The 15,797-nt window shown below is 63.8% G+C and carries 14 protein-coding genes; 7 read left to right on the forward strand and 7 right to left on the reverse strand.

The annotated features are described in order from the left end of the window. The gene (locus A3AU_RS0101950) at window positions 1-804 is read right to left on the reverse strand and encodes a creatininase family protein (RefSeq protein ID WP_027051287.1); all 804 of its coding nucleotides are present in this window, start codon (window positions 802-804) and stop codon (window positions 1-3) included. A 55-nt stretch (window positions 805-859) separates the two neighbouring features. Then, window positions 860-1,243: a RidA family protein gene (locus A3AU_RS0101955; RefSeq protein WP_027051288.1), complete on the reverse strand. Its 384-nt coding sequence runs from the start codon at window positions 1,241-1,243 to the stop codon at window positions 860-862. A 266-nt stretch (window positions 1,244-1,509) separates the two neighbouring features. On the opposite strand from A3AU_RS0101955, the gene A3AU_RS0101960 reads away from it, so the two are divergent. From A3AU_RS0101960 to A3AU_RS0101990, 7 genes are read left to right on the forward strand one after another with little or no spacing between them, the layout of a single operon-like run. Next, window positions 1,510-2,514: an ABC transporter substrate-binding protein gene (locus A3AU_RS0101960; RefSeq protein WP_027051289.1), complete on the forward strand. Its 1,005-nt coding sequence runs from the start codon at window positions 1,510-1,512 to the stop codon at window positions 2,512-2,514. Window positions 2,515-2,526: 12 nt separating this feature from the next. Next, the gene (locus A3AU_RS0101965) at window positions 2,527-3,351 is read left to right on the forward strand and encodes an ABC transporter ATP-binding protein (protein WP_027051290.1); all 825 of its coding nucleotides are present in this window, start codon (window positions 2,527-2,529) and stop codon (window positions 3,349-3,351) included. Further along, on the forward strand, window positions 3,338-4,189 hold the full coding sequence (locus tag A3AU_RS0101970; RefSeq protein ID WP_027051291.1) for an ABC transporter permease: 852 nt from the start codon (window positions 3,338-3,340) through the stop codon (window positions 4,187-4,189). Before A3AU_RS0101965 ends, A3AU_RS0101970 begins: the two co-directional genes overlap by 14 nt. 4 nt (window positions 4,190-4,193) lie before the next feature. Next, entirely contained in the window at window positions 4,194-5,495 is a 1,302-nt protein-coding gene (locus tag A3AU_RS0101975; protein ID WP_027051292.1) for a cytosine deaminase, read from the forward strand. Next, entirely contained in the window at window positions 5,495-6,898 is a 1,404-nt protein-coding gene (locus A3AU_RS0101980) for an FAD-binding oxidoreductase (protein ID WP_027051293.1), read from the forward strand. The genes A3AU_RS0101975 and A3AU_RS0101980 overlap by 1 nt, the downstream gene beginning before the upstream one ends. Beyond that, window positions 6,898-7,479, forward strand: coding sequence for an NAD(P)H-dependent oxidoreductase (locus tag A3AU_RS0101985; protein ID WP_027051294.1), 582 nt, complete (start codon window positions 6,898-6,900; stop codon window positions 7,477-7,479). Before A3AU_RS0101980 ends, A3AU_RS0101985 begins: the two co-directional genes overlap by 1 nt. Then, window positions 7,479-8,066: an NAD(P)H-dependent oxidoreductase gene (locus A3AU_RS0101990; RefSeq protein ID WP_027051295.1), complete on the forward strand. Its 588-nt coding sequence runs from the start codon at window positions 7,479-7,481 to the stop codon at window positions 8,064-8,066. Before A3AU_RS0101985 ends, A3AU_RS0101990 begins: the two co-directional genes overlap by 1 nt. 46 nt (window positions 8,067-8,112) lie before the next feature. Here A3AU_RS0101990 and A3AU_RS0101995 read toward each other — a convergent pair whose 3' ends face one another. From A3AU_RS0101995 to A3AU_RS0102015, 5 genes are all read right to left on the reverse strand, one after another. Further along, on the reverse strand, window positions 8,113-10,575 hold the full coding sequence (locus tag A3AU_RS0101995) for a GcvT family protein (protein WP_027051296.1): 2,463 nt from the start codon (window positions 10,573-10,575) through the stop codon (window positions 8,113-8,115). Then, window positions 10,572-11,753, reverse strand: coding sequence for a pyridoxal phosphate-dependent aminotransferase (locus A3AU_RS0102000; protein ID WP_027051297.1), 1,182 nt, complete (start codon window positions 11,751-11,753; stop codon window positions 10,572-10,574). Before A3AU_RS0102000 ends, A3AU_RS0101995 begins: the two co-directional genes overlap by 4 nt. After that, a complete protein-coding gene (locus A3AU_RS0102005) occupies window positions 11,753-12,652 on the reverse strand; it encodes a homocysteine S-methyltransferase family protein (protein WP_027051298.1) in 900 nt (299 codons plus the stop codon). The genes A3AU_RS0102000 and A3AU_RS0102005 overlap by 1 nt, the downstream gene beginning before the upstream one ends. Continuing rightward, window positions 12,649-15,102 carry a GcvT family protein gene (locus A3AU_RS0102010; RefSeq protein WP_027051299.1) on the reverse strand — a complete coding sequence of 818 codons (2,454 nt, stop codon included), beginning with the start codon at window positions 15,100-15,102 and terminating at the stop codon, window positions 12,649-12,651. Before A3AU_RS0102010 ends, A3AU_RS0102005 begins: the two co-directional genes overlap by 4 nt. A gap of 93 nt (window positions 15,103-15,195) precedes the next feature. Beyond that, the gene (locus A3AU_RS0102015; protein ID WP_081709413.1) at window positions 15,196-15,792 is read right to left on the reverse strand and encodes a helix-turn-helix domain-containing protein; all 597 of its coding nucleotides are present in this window, start codon (window positions 15,790-15,792) and stop codon (window positions 15,196-15,198) included. Window positions 15,793-15,797: the final 5 nt, after the last annotated feature.

Genomic DNA, 15,797 nt, shown 5'->3' on the forward strand with positions numbered 1-15,797 from the left:
CTACTTCAGCCACTCTGCGAGCTTCGCCTTGCGCACGTCCCTGAGCAGGCTGATAAAACCGTCGGCCTGATGTTCTGCCGTCAGCCGGCCTTTCTCCGGTGTCGCGATGCTGGCATCGCCGACCACGCCGTTCGGGTTCAAGTCGCTGGCGATCCAGGCGAAGGCGTGGGTGCCGGTGTGGCGCAGCAGCGAGAATTCCTTTTCGGCCCTGGCGACGTTGGAAACGAAATTGTCCGCCTTGGCCATGTCGACCAGATCCGGCCGGAAATGCAGCATCAGCGACGTCTCGACATCGCCGCCATGGATGCCGTGGCGGTCCTCGAGTTCGGTGTACATGCCGGCCGGGCGGCCAAAGCGCTGCCAGCTGGTCTTCACGGCCAGCATCTTTTCGCGCACGCGCAATTCTCGCGTTATGATGCCCATGATCTCTTCATTGCCGCCATGCGAGTTGACGACGACGAGTTTGCGCACGCCGGCGCGCGCGATCGACAGGCCAAGCTCGGTCCACGCGTCGACCAGCGTCGTTGCCGGCAGAGTGAGCGTGCCCGGCGCGTGCAGATGCTCGTTCGACTTGCCCACCGCCTGCACAGGCAGGATACGGATATCGAGATCGTCGGGCAGGCGGGCGATCACGGTGTCGAGCATGCCGCTCATGATCGAGGTGTCGGTCGAGACAGGCAGATGCGGCCCATGCTGCTCTATCGCCGCCACCGGCAGCACGGCGATCGTCGCCTCGGAATCGATCGAGGCATACTCAGTTGTCCGGTAGTCACCCCACCAGACGCGTCTTTTGGCTACGGTCATATCATGCCTCTTCAATGGTCACGGCAGACCTAACGCGGGACAGGCTTCCTGTCGATCACCCGGCCGCGATGACCTCCACCTCGACCTTGAATTCGGGGCGGGCAAAGCCGGAAACGATCATCAGCGTCGAAGCCGGTGCTGGGCTTGAAAACAGCCGGTCGCGGACATCCATATAGGGCCGCAGATGTGCGCGATCGGTGACATAGGCGTTGATTCGCACGATATCTCCGAGCCCCAGCCCCGCTTCCGCGAGGATTGCCTCGACGTTGCGGAAGCAGAGCTCGGTCTGCGCGCCGGCATCCTCCGGAATCTGGTCGTCCGGCGTGATCGCAACCTGGCCGGAGCACAGCACCAGCCGCTTGCCAGGGGGCACTTCGACGCCGTGGCTGTACCGGGCAAAGGGCGGCTTGATCGACTTGGGGGTGAGGAACTTGAACATGGCAATCTCCTGGATGCCGCCAGCCTAAGACCGGATTCACTACAGCTTCAAGATGGCGTGGGATGTCGCCGGTGCGATTGTGGACATGCGTTCAAAAAATAGGCACGATGCTCTCCGGTGCAGCACGACCTTTCCGGCTTTCGCAGATGGCTGTGGTGCAGGCGGGCGGGTCCCGGCGCGAGACGCCGGTGGCATGTGTCTTGCTTCTTGAATCTTTGGTGTCGAAGCCTGGCGCGTGGCGCCGGAGCAAACAAAGGGCGGTGTCTATGTACGCAAAACAGAAGATTTCGGTGGCGGTGGTGGCGCTGATGGCGGCGAGCACGCTGGGTGCCGCGGCGAACGAGAAAGTCACCTTCGGCACCAACTGGTTGGCCGAGCCGGAACATGGCGGCTACTACCAGGCCGTGGCGGACGGCACCTATGCTGCCTGCGGCCTCGACGTCACCATCATGCAGGGCGGTCCGCAGGTCAGCGGCCGGCCGATGCTCCTGGCCGGCAAGATCGATTTCTACATGGGCGGCAATCTGCTGTCGGCCTTCGATGCCGTCCAGCAGGGCATTCCGATGCGCGTGGTGGCCGCCGACTTCCAGAAGGATCCGCAGGTCATCATGTCCCACCCCGGAGAGGGGCTCGACAAATGGGAGGATCTGAAGAACGCCGACCAGTACATTCTGGGCGACGAAGGCGTGCAGACCTTCTTCCAGTGGATGGTCACGGCACTCGGCTTCGACGCCGCCAAGCGCGCGCCCTACACCTACAACACTGCTCCCTTCCTCGCCAACAAGAAGTCGATCCAGCAGGGCTACGTCACCTCGGAGCCGTTCGCGGTCAAGAAGGAAGGCGGCTTCGTGCCGAACCAGTTCCTGCTCGCCGACTATGGCTGGGACACCTATTCGACGACGATCGAGGTGATGCAGGACACGATCGACAAGAAGCCGGAGGTGGTCCAGTGCTTCGTCGATGGCTCGGCCAAGGGCTGGTACAAGTACCTCTACGGCGACAACAAGGCCGCCAACGACATGATCAAGAAAGACAATCCCGACATGAGCGACGAGCAGATCGCTTTCTCGATCGAGCAGATGAAGAAGTTTGGCCTTGCCGATTCCGGCGACACCGAGAAGCTCGGCATCGGCGCCATGACCGATGCGCGCATCAAGAGTTTCTACGACAAGATGGTCAAGGCCAAGGTCACGCCCGACGGCATCGACATCTCGAAGGCCTACACGCTGGCCTTCGTCAACAAGGGCGTCGGGCTGGACCTGAAGAAATAGGCCGGTCCCGGCATGATGAGGGAAAAGGTGGCGCAAGCGCTGGCATCGGACGTCGCTCCGACCTTGCTGGCGCTGCGCGGCGTCGGCAAGGTGTTTTCCAACGGCGTGACGGCGCTGAGTTCTGTCGACCTGACGATCCGGGAAGGCGATTTCCTCAGCCTGCTGGGGCCGTCGGGCTGCGGCAAGTCGACGGCGCTGCGGCTGATCGCCGGCCTGTCGACGCCGACCTCCGGCGTGCTCGACTGGCGCGGCGGCGGTTCGCTCGACCGCGCCAATATCGGCTTCGTCTTCCAGGAGCCGACACTGCTGCCCTGGGCCAGCGTCTTCGATAATGTCTGGCTGCCGCTCAGGCTGAAAGGCATTTCCCGCGCCAAGGCTGCCCCGGCGATCACGCAGATGCTGGCGCGGGTGCATCTGACCGGCTTCGAGGACGCCGTGCCGCGCGAACTTTCGGGCGGCATGAAGATGCGCGTTTCGATCGCCCGCGCCATGGTGACGAAGCCGCGCGTGCTGCTAATGGACGAACCGTTCGCAGCACTCGATGAGATCACGCGCTTCAAGCTCAACAACGATCTGCTGGAGCTTTGGCAGGACGAACGCTTCACCGTCGTCTTCGTCACCCACAGCGTGTTTGAAAGCGTGTTTCTCTCCAACCGCGTCGTCGTCATGGCGGCGCGGCCTGGCCGGGTGTTCGACGAGCTCGCCATCGACGCCTCCTACCCACGCGACGAGGCGTTTCGTACCTCGCCGGACTATGCGGCCTTGTGCCGGCAAGCGTCCGATGTCCTGATCGGTGCCATCAACCAGACAGCGGGACCGCATCATGACGGCCATTGACGAGAGCCCATTGACGCTCGACCCCGAGGAAGCGCGCCGTGTGCGCCAGGAGCGGTTCGAGCGGACCGGCCGCTGGCTGCTGCCGCTGGCGATCATGATCCTGGCGATCTGCCTGTGGGACCGCATCTGCGTGTGGAACGAGATTCCGCAATATATCCTGCCGCGCCCCGGCGTGGTGCTGCAGACACTCTACAACGATGCCGGGCTTTTGTTTTCCTCGCTGCTGGTCACCTTGCGCATCACCTTCCTCAGCCTGGCTCTGGCTGTCATCGGCGGCGTCGGCCTGTCGGTGCTGTTCGCGCAATCGAAATGGGTCGAGATGTCGTTCTTCCCGTTCGCCATCGTGCTGCAGGTGACGCCGATCGTGGCGATCTTTCCGCTGATCAACATCTATGTCGACAACCAGACGACCAAGCTTCTGCTGTGCGCCTGGATCGTCGCCTTCTTTCCGATCCTGTCCAACACAACGCTCGGCCTCAACTCCGTCGACCGAAATCTGCGCGACCTGTTCAAGCTCAATGGCGCGACGCGCTGGCAGCAACTGCGCTATCTCAGACTGCCGGCGGCGATGCCGTATTTCCTCGGCGGTTTGAAGATCGCCGGCGGCCTGTCGCTGATCGGCGCCGTGGTGGCGGAGTTCGTCGCCGGCGCCACCGGCCAGTCGTCGGGCCTCGCCTCGCGCATTATCGAGGCAGGTTACCGGCTCAACGCGCCACGGCTGTTCGCGGCGCTGTTCCTGATCTCGCTCACCGGCATCCTGATCTTCCTCGTGCTGTCGCTGATTTCGCATCTCATTCTGCGGCGCTGGCACGAGAGCGCGCTGAAGCAGGAGCGGTAGGCCCTTGATTCCCAACGCAGGCTCATACCGGCTCGCCAAAGCCCGGCTTCACGCGTCCCTGACGCCAGGGCTCGCCGCGACTTATGACAGCGACGGCTTTACTCTCGCTGATATCGCTGTGGCAGATGGCAAGATTTCCGCCGTCGCAGCGCATGATCGTGCAGCCATATCCAGCGGTGCTGTCGATCTCGCCGGCCGTATCGTGCTGCCCTGCTTCGTCGATTGCCACACCCATATCGACAAAGGGCATATCTGGCCGCGAAAGCCCAATCCTGATGGCACCTTCATGGGCGCGCTCAATGCCGCCGGCGCCGATCGCGTCGCGCGCTGGAGCGCCGAGGACCTCGCCAAGCGCATGGATTTCTCGCTGCGCTCGGCCTACGCGCATGGCACCAAGGCGCTGCGCACCCATCTCGACAGCGTCGCGCCGCAGGAGGAAATCTCCTGGCCGGTGTTCGAAACGATGCGCGAGACATGGCGCGGCCGCATCGAGTTGCAGGGCGCCTGTCTGCTCGGCATCGAGGGCGTGCGCGACAAGAAATGGTTCGACAGGCTGGCGAAACGGGTGGCTGCCGCCAAGGGCGTGCTCGGCGTCGTTACCTATATGGTGCCGGATCTGGAAGAACTGCTCGACCATGTGTTCGCGCAAGCGATCAAGCATGGGCTCGACCTTGATTTCCATGCCGACGAGACCGACGATATCGCCGCCATCTCGTTGAAGAAGATCGCCGAGGCGGCCCTGTGGAGCGGCTTCGAGGGCAATATCCTCGTCGGCCATTGCTGCTCGCTGGCACGGCAACCCGATCTCGAGGTGCTCGATACGCTGGACAAGGTGGCGAAAGCCGGGCTGGCAGTGGTGTCGCTGCCGATGTGCAATCTCTATCTGCAGGACCGCCGCTCGGACCACACCACGCCGCGCTGGCGCGGCGTGACGCTGCTGCATGAGATGAAGGCGAGGGGCATTGCGGTCGCCGTCGCTTCGGACAATACGCGTGACCCGTTCTATGCCTATGGCGATCTCGACATGCTGGAGGTCTACCGCATGGCGACGCGCATCCTGCATTTCGATCATCCGGTCGCCGACTGGCCGCAGACGGTCGCCTCAACGCCGGCCAAGGTGATGCGGCTCGACGGTTTCGGCACACTTGCCGCCGGCGGCGATGCCGATTTCATCCTGTTCAAAGGTCGAAGCTGGACGGAATTGCTGTCGCGGCCCGAATCGGATCGCATCGTCGTGCGTGGCGGGCTGGCGATCGACCGGCAATTGCCCGACTATGCCGAACTCGACGGACTGATGGTGGAATGATGGACGTTTCGGCGCTCAAGCGCGATCTCGACGGGTTGAAGCTCGACGACAATCCAGCCATCGTCCAGCAGAAGAGCCGCGACTTCTACTGGTACAGCCCGGTGCTGAAACAGCAGCTCGACCATGTCACCGGCGATCTGATCGTGACGCCGAAGAGCGAGGCCGAACTGATCCGCGTGCTGGCCGCCTGCCACCGGCATGGCGTGCCGGTGACCCCGCGAGGCAGCGGCACCGGCAATTATGGCCAGGCGATGCCGCTGTCGGGCGGCGTGGTGCTCAACCTCGCCGAAATGAACGAGGTCAAATCGATCGGGCCAGGACGCGTGGTGACCGGGCCGGGGGCGATCCTGGCCGATATCGACAAGGCGACGCGGGCGCATTCCGGGCAAGAACTGCGGCTCTCTCCCTCGACCTACAACACCGCCTCGATCGGCGGCTTCATCGCCGGCGGCTCGGGTGGTGTCGGTTCGATCAATTTCGGCGGTTTGCGCGATTTCGGCAATGTGCTGCGCCTGCGCGTGGTGACCATGGAGGCCGAGCCGAAGGTGCTCGAACTCACCGGCGAGGATCTGCACAAGGTAACCCATGCCTATGGCACCAACGGAATCATCACCGAAGTCGAGATGCCGCTGACCGCGGCCTATGAGTGGGTCGACGTCATCGTCGGCTTCGATGCCTTCATGGATGCGGCGCGTTACGGCAATGCGCTGGCCTGCCAGGACGGCATCCTGACCAAGCTGATCACGCCGATTGCCGCACCCGTGCCGCAGCTCTATTTCAAGCGGCATCAGAAGTTTTTCAGGGAGGGGCAGAGCATCTGCGTCGTCATGGTGGCGCGGCATGGGCTGGATGCCTTCCTCGCCTTCACCCGACGCGCCGGCGGGGAAGTGATCTTCAACGCCGCCACAGCGACGCCGGAGGACAAAAAGGGCCTGCCGCCGGCCTATGAACTGGCCTGGAACCACACCACGCTAAGAGCGTTGCGTGTCGACCCTGCGATCACCTATCTGCAGTCTCTCTATCCATTTCCCAACCAACTGGCGCTGGTCGAGAAGATGGATGCGATGTTTCCGGGCGAAGTGTTCTCGCATCTCGAATTCGTGCGGCTGGACGGCAACATCACCTGCTTCGGCCTGCCATTGGTTAAGTTCACCACCGAAGCGCGGCTCGACGAGATCGTGCGCCTGCACGAGCAGAATGGCTGCCCGATTTTCAATCCGCACCGCTACACACTGGAAGAGGGCGGCATGAAGCAGACGGATGCCGTACAACTCGCCTTCAAGCGCGAGACCGACCCGCAAGGCTTGCTCAACCCGGGCAAGATGATCGCCTGGGAAAATCCGGACTATGATTATCGCTCTGGCCGGACTTTTTTGTTCAAGGGGCTGCAAAAGGCCGGCTGATGAACATCCTCGTCCTCTACGCTCATCCGGTCGAAACCAGCTTCAATGCCGGCCTGCACCGGACGATCGTCGAGCGGCTGACGGCGGCGGGCCATAGCGTCGACGACTGCGATCTCTATGCCGAGGATTTCGATCCGCGCCTGACCCGCGCCGAACGGCTCGGCTATCATGATCAGCGTGGGCCGCGAGATGCCGTCGCCGGCTATGTCGAAAGGCTGCAGAAGGCCGAGGCGCTGGTGCTGTCGTTTCCGGTCTGGAATTATGGCTATCCGGCGATCCTGAAGGGGTTTTTCGACCGTGTCTTCCTGCCCGGCGTGTCGTTCAAGCTGGTCGACGGCAAGGTGCGGCCGACGCTGCACAACATTGGCAAAGTCGCTGCCGTCACCACCTATGGCGGCAGCCGGTTTCGCGCCATCCTCATGGGGGATCCGCCGCGCAAGGTGGTAAAACGCATGCTGCGCGCCACCGTCAAACCGGGCGCACCGGTGAGCTATCTCGCGCATTATTCGATGAACCTGTCGACCGATGAAACGCGCAAGGCCTTCACGGCAAAGGTCGCCGCCAGCATGGACAGCTTTTGATGCGGGTCCTCGTGGTCTATTGCCATCCGGTGCCGGAGAGCTTTTGCGCTTCAATACGCGACACGGCCGTAGAGGTGCTGAAGGCAAGGGGCTGGGAGGTGCGGTTGCTCGACCTCTACGCGGAAAAATTCGATCCGGTGATGAGCTGCGAGGAGCGGCGCAGTTACAACAACCAGGCGCCGCAGGATCCGGCGCTGAAGCCGCATTTCGAACTGCTCGGCTGGGCCGAGGCGATCCTCTTCGTCTATCCGACCTGGTGGTACGGGCTGCCGGCGATGCTGAAGGGCTGGCTCGACCGGGTCTGGGCAACCGACATCGCTTTCAGGCTGCCGGTGGGCAAGGGAGGCATCAAGTCGCTGATGACGCATGTCACCAAGGTCGGCGTCATCACGACTTGCGGCGCGCCGACCTGGTGGAGCGTCGTCGTCGGCCAGCCCGGACGCAAGACGTTGCTGCGCGGCATGCGGGCGCTCTGCGCGACGCGCTGCCGGACCTTCTTCCTGGCGCATTATCTGATGGATGCCTCGACGCCACGGACAAGGGCCGCGTTCCTGGTCAAGGTAAGGGCGAAGCTGGAGCGGTTTTAAGCGATCAGCGTCCTTCTCCCCGTTGAACGGGGAGAAGGAAGAGGCGCTACATCTTCACCCGCTCCGCCTTCGGATCATACATCGGTTTCAGCGATACCTCCGCCGCGAAACGCTCGCCGGCGATTTCGATCTCGTAGGACGAGGCTAGAACGTCAGCCTCGCTTTCACCCTGGGACGGCACGTAGCCCAGCCCGATCGCGCCGCCGAGGTGGTGGCCGTAATTGCCCGAGGTGATGGGGCCGACGATCTTGCCATCGCGCAGGATCGCCTCGTTGTGGAAGAGCAAGGGTTGCGGGTCCTTCAGGCGGAACTGAACCAGCCGGCGGCTTAATCCGGCTTCCTTCTTCTTCAGCACCGCATCGCGGCCGATGAAGTCGCCCTTGGCCGTCTTCACGGCGAAGCCGAGGCCGGCTTCCAGGACATTGTCCTCGTCAGTGATGTCGTGGCCGAAGTGGCGGAAAGCCTTTTCGATGCGGCAGGAATCGAGCGTGTGCAGGCCGCAGAGTTTCAACCCGACATCGGCGCCGGCCTCGTCGATCGCCTCGAAGACGTGGGCAGCCTGGTCGGTCGAGACATAGAGTTCCCAGCCGAGTTCGCCGACATAGGTGACGCGGTGGGCGCGAGCCAGGCCCATGCCGATCTCGATCTCCTGGAACGTACCGAACGGATTGTTCTCGTTGGAGAAATCGTTCGGGCTGACTTTCTGGACCAGCTTTCGCGCATCCGGCCCCATCAGGCAAAGCACGCTTTCGGCAGCCGTCACGTCGGTGACGACAACGAACTCTTCGCCGACATGCCGGCGCAGCCACGCTAGGTCGCGCTGCAACGTCGCTCCGGGCACGACGAGGAAATAGGCCGTCTCCGAGAGCCTGGATACGGTGAGGTCGCTCTCGATGCCACCGCGCTGATTGAGCATCTGGGTGTAGACGATCTTGCCAGGCGCCACGTCCATGTCGTTGGCGCACAGCCTTTGCAGGAAGGCGCAGGCGTCGCGGCCCTCGACACGGATCTTGCCGAACGAGGTCATGTCGAACAGGCCGACCTTGTTGCGGACGGCCAGATGCTCCTCGCGCTGGTTGTCGAACCAGTTCTGCCGCTTCCAGGAATAGCGGTATTCGCGCTCCTGTCCTTCGCGGGCGAACCAGTTGGCGCGCTCCCAGCCGGCGACCTCGCCGAACACGGCCCCGCGCGCTTTCAAATGCTCATGCAGCGGCGAGCGCCTGATATTCCTCGAAGTCGCCATTTGCCGATAGGGAAAATGGTCGGCATAGAGCAGGCCGAGCGTTTCGGAGACGCGCTCCTTGAGATAGCGGCGGTTCTTCTGGAAAGGCTGAGCGCGGCGAATGTCGACTTCCCAGAGATCGAAGGGCGCCTCACCGTCGTTGATCCATTGCGCCAGCGCCATGCCGGCGCCGCCGGAGGAGACGATGCCGATCGAGTTGTAGCCGGTCGCCATCCAGTAGCCGGACAATTCCGGCGCCTCGCCGAGATAGTAGCGGTCATCGGGGGTAAAGCTTTCAGGACCGTTGAAGAAGGTATGGATGCCGGCGGTCGCCAGCATCGGCATGCGGTTGACACCCATTTCGAGGATGGGTTCGAAGTGATCCATGTCCTCGGGCAACTGGTCGAAGCAGAAGTCCTCGCGGATGCCGTCCATGCCCCAGGGCTTGGCCACAGGCTCGAAGGCGCCGAGCATCATCTTGCCGGCATCTTCCTTGTAGTAGGCGCACTCGTCCGGCACACGCAGCACCGGCAGGCGAGAGAGGCCGGGGATCGGCTCGGTGACGAGGTAGAAATGCTCGCAAGCGTGCAGGGGGATGGTGACGCCGTTCCGGGCGCCCAATTCGCGCGCCCACATGCCGGCGCAGTTGACGACGATGTCGGCCTCGATGGTGCCTTTGTCCTCGCCCTGTGCCCAGGACACGCCGGTGACGCGACCGGCTTTGGTATGAACATTCGTCACCTTCACATTCTCGACGATGGTGGCGCCGCGCTGGCGCGCCCCCTTGGCCAGCGCCATGGCGATGTTGGCGGGGTCGCACTGGCCATCGAGCGGCAGATGCACGGCGCCGACCACGTCGGAGACATTGAGATGCGGGTACATCTCCTTGACTTCCCTGGGAGAAATCTCGCGCACGTCGACGTCGAAGGCGCGGGCGAGCGACGCCTGCCGGTAGATTTCGTGCTTGCGCTCCTCGGTCAGCGCGACGGTGATCGAGCCGACCTGGCGCATGCCGGTGCCGACTTCGGTCTCGGCCTCCAGCTTGACGTAGAGGTCGGCCGAGTATTTCGCCAGCCGCGTCATGTTCTGCGAGCCGCGCAATTGGCCGATCAGGCCGGCGGCGTGCCAGGTCGTGCCCGACGTCAGCTGCTTGCGTTCCAGAAGCACGATGTCGGTCCAGCCGAGCTTGGCCAGATGGTAGGCGACCGAGCAGCCGGAAACGCCGCCGCCGATGATCACCGCCCTTGCTTTGGCAGGGATGGCCTTTGTGGGGATGGTCTTGGTCATGCAGCCTCGCGGCGATAGGTGGAAGCAAAGCGGCGCAGCCGAGCCGCCGCGTCTTGCAGCACCGGCTCCGGCTGGCAGAGGCTGATGCGGATATGACCGGCGGCGGCTTCGCCGAAGCTGGAGCCGGGCATTACGCCGACATTCTCCTTGTCGAGAAGGGCCCAGGCGAATTTCTCGTCGTCCGGTTCGACCTCGGATATGTCGAGCATGACGTACATGCCGCCTTCGGAACCACGCACGGTGACGTCGTTCATGCCGCGCACGGCATCGAGGAAGATGGTGCGGCGCGCCGCGTAGCGCTCGGCGATGTCCTTGACACCGTAGTGGTTTTCGAGCGCCTCGGCGCAGGCGATAGAGATGAAGGCCGGCAGGCCATAGGTCGTCACCAGATTGAGACTGACGAGCAGCGTGATCATGTCTTGCGGGCCGGTCAGCCAGCCCATGCGCCAGCCGGTCATGCCATGGCTCTTGGACATGGAATTGATGACCAATGTGCGTTCGGCCATGCCCGGCAGCGAGCGCGGCGAGACATGCTCGCCGCCACCCAGCGTCCAGTAGACCTCGTCGGAGAGCAGCCAAAGGTCATGCTCGCGGCAGATTTGCGCCAGCTGTTCAAGCCGCTCGCGCGAATAGACGGCGCCTGTCGGGTTGTTCGGCGTGTTGATCAGGATGGCGCGCGTGTTGGGCTTCAGTGCCGCGCGGATCATGTCCGCGCGCGGTTGGAAGCCATCCTCGGCCGGTGTCTCGACGACGGTGAAGCTGGCACCGGCAGCGCTGAACGTATTGGGGTAGGTGGCGTAATAGGGGGCAACGACGATGGCGTGGTCGCCCTGGTCGAGCACGGCCTGCACGGCTGCGTAGAGCGCCGCCTGGCCGCCCGGCGTGGCGATGACCTGGTCCGGTGTCGTCTCGACGCCCGTACAGGCGCTGGAGGCTGCCGCCATCGCCTGGCGCAGGCGCGGCAGGCCGGGCAGGGGCGTGTAATGGTGGTTGCTGCCGCGAACCGCGGTCACGCAGGCTTCGATCGTCTGCGAGGGCGTGTCGAAGTCGTGGTCGCCAACCGACAGCATGATGATGTCCTCGCCAGCCGCCTTGCGGGCCCAGGCGGCCGAGTGGACTTCCCAGCCATCCTTTCCGGAAGGCACGATGCCGGAAATGCGCGATGATGGTCTGGGCATCACTGAACTCCCGATATCTGGTAGCCGGCCTGTTCGAGTTTTTCACGTAGGGCTGCGATATGGGCGGGGCCGACTTCGCAGCAGCCGCCGACGATCCGGGCGCCGGCTTCGACCCAACCAATGGCCTGGACGGCGTAGGCGTCAGGGCCAAGGTCGTGGCGGGCATGCAGTACATCCACAGTGCCGCCATGCTTCAGCGCCTCGGTGGATGTGAAGCCATTGGCATAGGCGCCAACCGGGCCGCCGAACTCGACCAGTTCGGGTAGGGCGGCGGCGATTGCTTCCGGCCGGCAGCAGTTGAGCAGCCGCGCCGCCACGGGCAGATCGTCGAGCGCTCCAACCGCCGCCGCGATCGTCTCGCCGCTGCGCAGCCGCGGCGTTCCGTGATCGGCGAGCGTCCACGACACCCAGACCGGCTTGCCGCTCTCGGAGGCCGCGGTGACCGCCGCGCGGGCTTCATCGGCTGACGCCATGGTCTCGCACAGGAAGAGATCGACGCCATCCGCCTGCTCGGCGACGATGCGGCGGTAGATGTCGAGCGTCTCCTGGTAGGAAATGGTCAGCGCCGGGGCATAGCTGCCGAAAAGCGGCGACAGGCAGCCGGCAATGGCCGCGTCGCCGGCCTCGTCACAAGCTTGCCTTGCCAGTTCGATGCCACGCTTCTGCAGCGGCTTGAACAACTCCTCGGCGCCCTCGCGCGCCAGGCGTTCGGGCGTTGCCGAATAGGTGTTGATGGTGATGACGCGGGCGCCGGCGCGGATGAATTCGGCGTGCAGGCCGCGCACCAGGTCCGGTTCGTCGATCAGCACCCTGGCCGACCACAACGGCGTCGGCTCGGATTTGCTGCGGCGGACCAGTTCCTGGCCCATACCGCCATCGGTGAGGATGACCGTCTTCATGCGCGCAGCCTCTCGTTTCTGGGATCCCAGAGCGGTTCGTCGTTCTGTACGACCGCCTTGAACCGGTCGCCGAAGATTTCGACCTCGACGGAAGTACCGGGCTCGGTCAAATCCATGCGCAGCATGCCGAGCGCGATCGACTTGTCGATGCGATGGCCCCAGCCGCCCGACGTGGTCTCGCCGACGATCTGACCGCCGTGCCACAGCGTCGACATATAGGGCGCGTCGCAATCGCCGGGGTTCTCGACGACCAGCGTGACGAAACGCTTCTTCACGCCTTGCTGCTTCTCGTTCTGCAGCGCGGCCTTGCCACGGAAGTCGGGCTTTTCCCATTTGACGAAGCGCTCGAGCCCGCCTTGCAGGATGGAATAGTCGGTCGAGAGATCACCTTTCCAGGTGCGGTAACCTTTTTCGAGCCTGAGCGAATCCAGCGCGTACATGCCGAACGGTTTCAGTCCGTGTTTTTGCCCGGCCGCCCAGATGGCGTCGAAAATGGCTGATGTGTCGCCGACCTTGGTGTGGATTTCCCAGCCGAGTTCGCCGGCGAAGGAGACGCGCACCAGCTTTGCCCAGCGGCCGGCGATCTCGGTCTCCTGATGCGTCAGCCATGGCAGAGTAAGGTCGGCTGCACAGACATCGGCGAGGATTTTGCGAGAGTTGGGGCCGGCCAGGATTTGCGTGGAGTAGTCCTCGGTGCGGTCGGTCAAGGTGAAGGCCGCATCCCGAGGCATGCGTGACTTCAGCCATTCGAAATCGTGCCATTGCGCGACCGCCGCGGTGATCAGCGTCATCTGCTCCTCGCCATGGCGCACGACCGACATTTCGGTGACGATGCGGCCTTTGTCGTCGGCGAAATAGACCAGGCCGATGCGGCCGGGCTTCGGCACAAGTCCGGTGACTTGCAGGCTCAACCATTCGGCCGCACCCGGGCCTTCGAGATTGAAGCGCGAGAAACCGGGCAGATCGAGGATGCCGGCGGCGTCGCGGACGGCGAGGCATTCCTCGCGGACGCGATGCTGCCAGGGGCCTTCACGGCGGAAGGTCAGCGTGGCTTCCTCTGAGATGTCGTCGCCGGGTTGCGCGTACCAGGTGGCGCGCTCCCAGCCATTATAGGCATCGAAGCGCCCGCCGAGCGCCTTGGTGCGGTCGTGGATCGGCGATAGCTTTCTGTCGCGCCCTTCCGGCCAGGCATGGCGGGGGAACTGGATGGCGTATTCGTTGCCATAGATTTCCAGGCCCTTGGCGACGCAATAGTCCGGTGCCGAGGCAAAGGACGTGAAGCGGCGCGGATCGCAGGACCACATGTCCCATTCGGTCTGGCCTTGCGTGACCCATTCGGCCAGCACTTTGCCGGCGCCGCCGCCCTGGGCGATGCCGAAGGTGAAGACGCAAGCCTCGAAGGCATTGGGAACACCGGGCATCGGGCCGATCAGCGGATTGCCATCCGGCGCATAGGGAATCGGCCCGTTGATGACCTTGGACAGGCCGGCGGTGCCGAGGATCGGCACGCGGGCGACGGCGTCGGCCAGGTAATGCTCCAGCCGGTCGAGATCGTCGGGGAAGAGCTGGAAGGAGAAATCGTCCGGCATCGGATCGCCAGGGGTGGCCCAATGCGCGCGGCAATTGCGCTCGTAGGGGCCGAGGTTCATGCCGGATTTTTCCTGACGCAGATAGTAGGACGTGTCGACGTCGCGCAGCAGCGGCAGTTTCTTGCCCTGTTCCTTCGACCAGGCGGCGAGTTCGGGGATCTCCTCGAAAAGAATGTACTGGTGGCTCATCACCATCATCGGCACCTCGCGGCCGAACATTTTGCCGACTTCGGCCGCACGATAACCGGCGGCATTGATGACGATCTCGCAGCGGATCTCGCCTTGCGGGGTCTCGACCACCCATTCGTCCTTGTCGCGGCGTACGCCTGACACCGGGCAGAAGCGGATGATTTTCGCGCCGAGATCGCGCGCGCCCTTGGCCAGCGCCTGCGTCAACTGTGCCGGGTCGATGTCGCCGTCGCTCGGGTCGTAGAGGGCGCCCTTCAAATCATGCGTTTCGATGAAGGGGTAGCGGCGCTTGATCTCGTCGACGCCGACCACGTCGATGTCCATGCCCTGGTAGCGGCCCATGCCCTTGGCGCGCTGGAATTCCTGCATCCGCTCCCGCGAATGGGCGAGCCGCAGCGAGCCGGTGACATGATAGTTCATGGGGTAGTCGACCGCATCGGCGAGGCCACGGTACAGCTCGGTAGAATAGCGCTGCATGTTCATCAGCGACCAGGATGAGGAGAAGGTCGGCACATTGCCGGCCGCATGCCAGGTCGAGCCCGAGGTCAGCTCGTTCTTTTCCAGAAGCACGCAGTCAGTCCAGCCCGCCTTGGCGAGATGATAGAGCGAGGAGGTGCCGACGACGCCACCTCCGATGATCACCACGCGCGCGGTGCTTGGCAAACCCGCCATGTTGTTCTCCCAAACTGAAGCGCATTGCGCTTCCATTTTTTGTTTTGATGCAGGTCTCCCAAGAGCGCCGCACGCTTTTGGGCGATCTGCATTTCAATAGACGGGTGGTGAAACCACCCAAATGACAACCGCCGGCTCGGTGCCTGGATTGCGCCAGCGGTAGGGCTTGCCTTCGAAGCGGAAGGAATCGCCTCCGCCGAGCCGGTGCCAGACGCCTTCTATCTCGATCTCGAAAATACCCGAGGCGATATAGCCGGCTTCCTCGGTCGGCCGCAGCTGCGCGGCCTTCATCTCCGCGCCCGGCGCGAAGATCGAACGCACCATCTCGAAGCTACCACCGAGATCGGGCGACAGGAGTTCTTCCACCAGGCCGGATTCGCTGGTGCCAAGCGTGCGGCGCCTGCCGGCCCGCACCACCACGCCGCGCTCGCTCTCGACCGGCACGTCATGGCTGAAGAACAGGCTGATCGGCACGCCGAACAGCTCGGCGAAGGCCCTGAGATCGCCGACTGATGGTGTCGACAGGCCGCGCTCGACCTGGCTCACCCACCCGACCGAACGGCCGAGTTTCAGGGCGATCTCGGCGAGCGTCAGCCCGCGCGCGCGACGCAGCGCGCGGATATCGCTGGCCAGCACGCGTTCGTCAGGTCCCTGTAATGTTCGTGCGCTAGTGGAGGGCAAAACGGTCATTCATG

The organism is Mesorhizobium erdmanii USDA 3471 (genome assembly GCF_000472705.1).
GTDB lineage: Bacteria > Pseudomonadota > Alphaproteobacteria > Rhizobiales > Rhizobiaceae > Mesorhizobium > Mesorhizobium erdmanii.

Coding starts and splice junctions, on each gene's coding strand:
- A3AU_RS0101950 (WP_027051287.1), bottom strand. CDS start 804: ATGACCGTAGCCAAAAGACGCGTCTGGTGGGGTGACTACCGGACAACT.
- A3AU_RS0101955 (WP_027051288.1), bottom strand. CDS start 1,243: ATGTTCAAGTTCCTCACCCCCAAGTCGATCAAGCCGCCCTTTGCCCGG.
- A3AU_RS0101960 (WP_027051289.1), top strand. CDS start 1,510: ATGTACGCAAAACAGAAGATTTCGGTGGCGGTGGTGGCGCTGATGGCG.
- A3AU_RS0101965 (WP_027051290.1), top strand. CDS start 2,527: ATGATGAGGGAAAAGGTGGCGCAAGCGCTGGCATCGGACGTCGCTCCG.
- A3AU_RS0101970 (WP_027051291.1), top strand. CDS start 3,338: ATGACGGCCATTGACGAGAGCCCATTGACGCTCGACCCCGAGGAAGCG.
- A3AU_RS0101980 (WP_027051293.1), top strand. CDS start 5,495: ATGGACGTTTCGGCGCTCAAGCGCGATCTCGACGGGTTGAAGCTCGAC.
- A3AU_RS0101985 (WP_027051294.1), top strand. CDS start 6,898: ATGAACATCCTCGTCCTCTACGCTCATCCGGTCGAAACCAGCTTCAAT.
- A3AU_RS0101990 (WP_027051295.1), top strand. CDS start 7,479: ATGCGGGTCCTCGTGGTCTATTGCCATCCGGTGCCGGAGAGCTTTTGC.
- A3AU_RS0101995 (WP_027051296.1), bottom strand. CDS start 10,575: ATGACCAAGACCATCCCCACAAAGGCCATCCCTGCCAAAGCAAGGGCG.
- A3AU_RS0102000 (WP_027051297.1), bottom strand. CDS start 11,753: ATGCCCAGACCATCATCGCGCATTTCCGGCATCGTGCCTTCCGGAAAG.
- A3AU_RS0102005 (WP_027051298.1), bottom strand. CDS start 12,652: ATGAAGACGGTCATCCTCACCGATGGCGGTATGGGCCAGGAACTGGTC.
- A3AU_RS0102010 (WP_027051299.1), bottom strand. CDS start 15,102: ATGGCGGGTTTGCCAAGCACCGCGCGCGTGGTGATCATCGGAGGTGGC.
- A3AU_RS0102015 (WP_081709413.1), bottom strand. CDS start 15,792: ATGACCGTTTTGCCCTCCACTAGCGCACGAACATTACAGGGACCTGAC.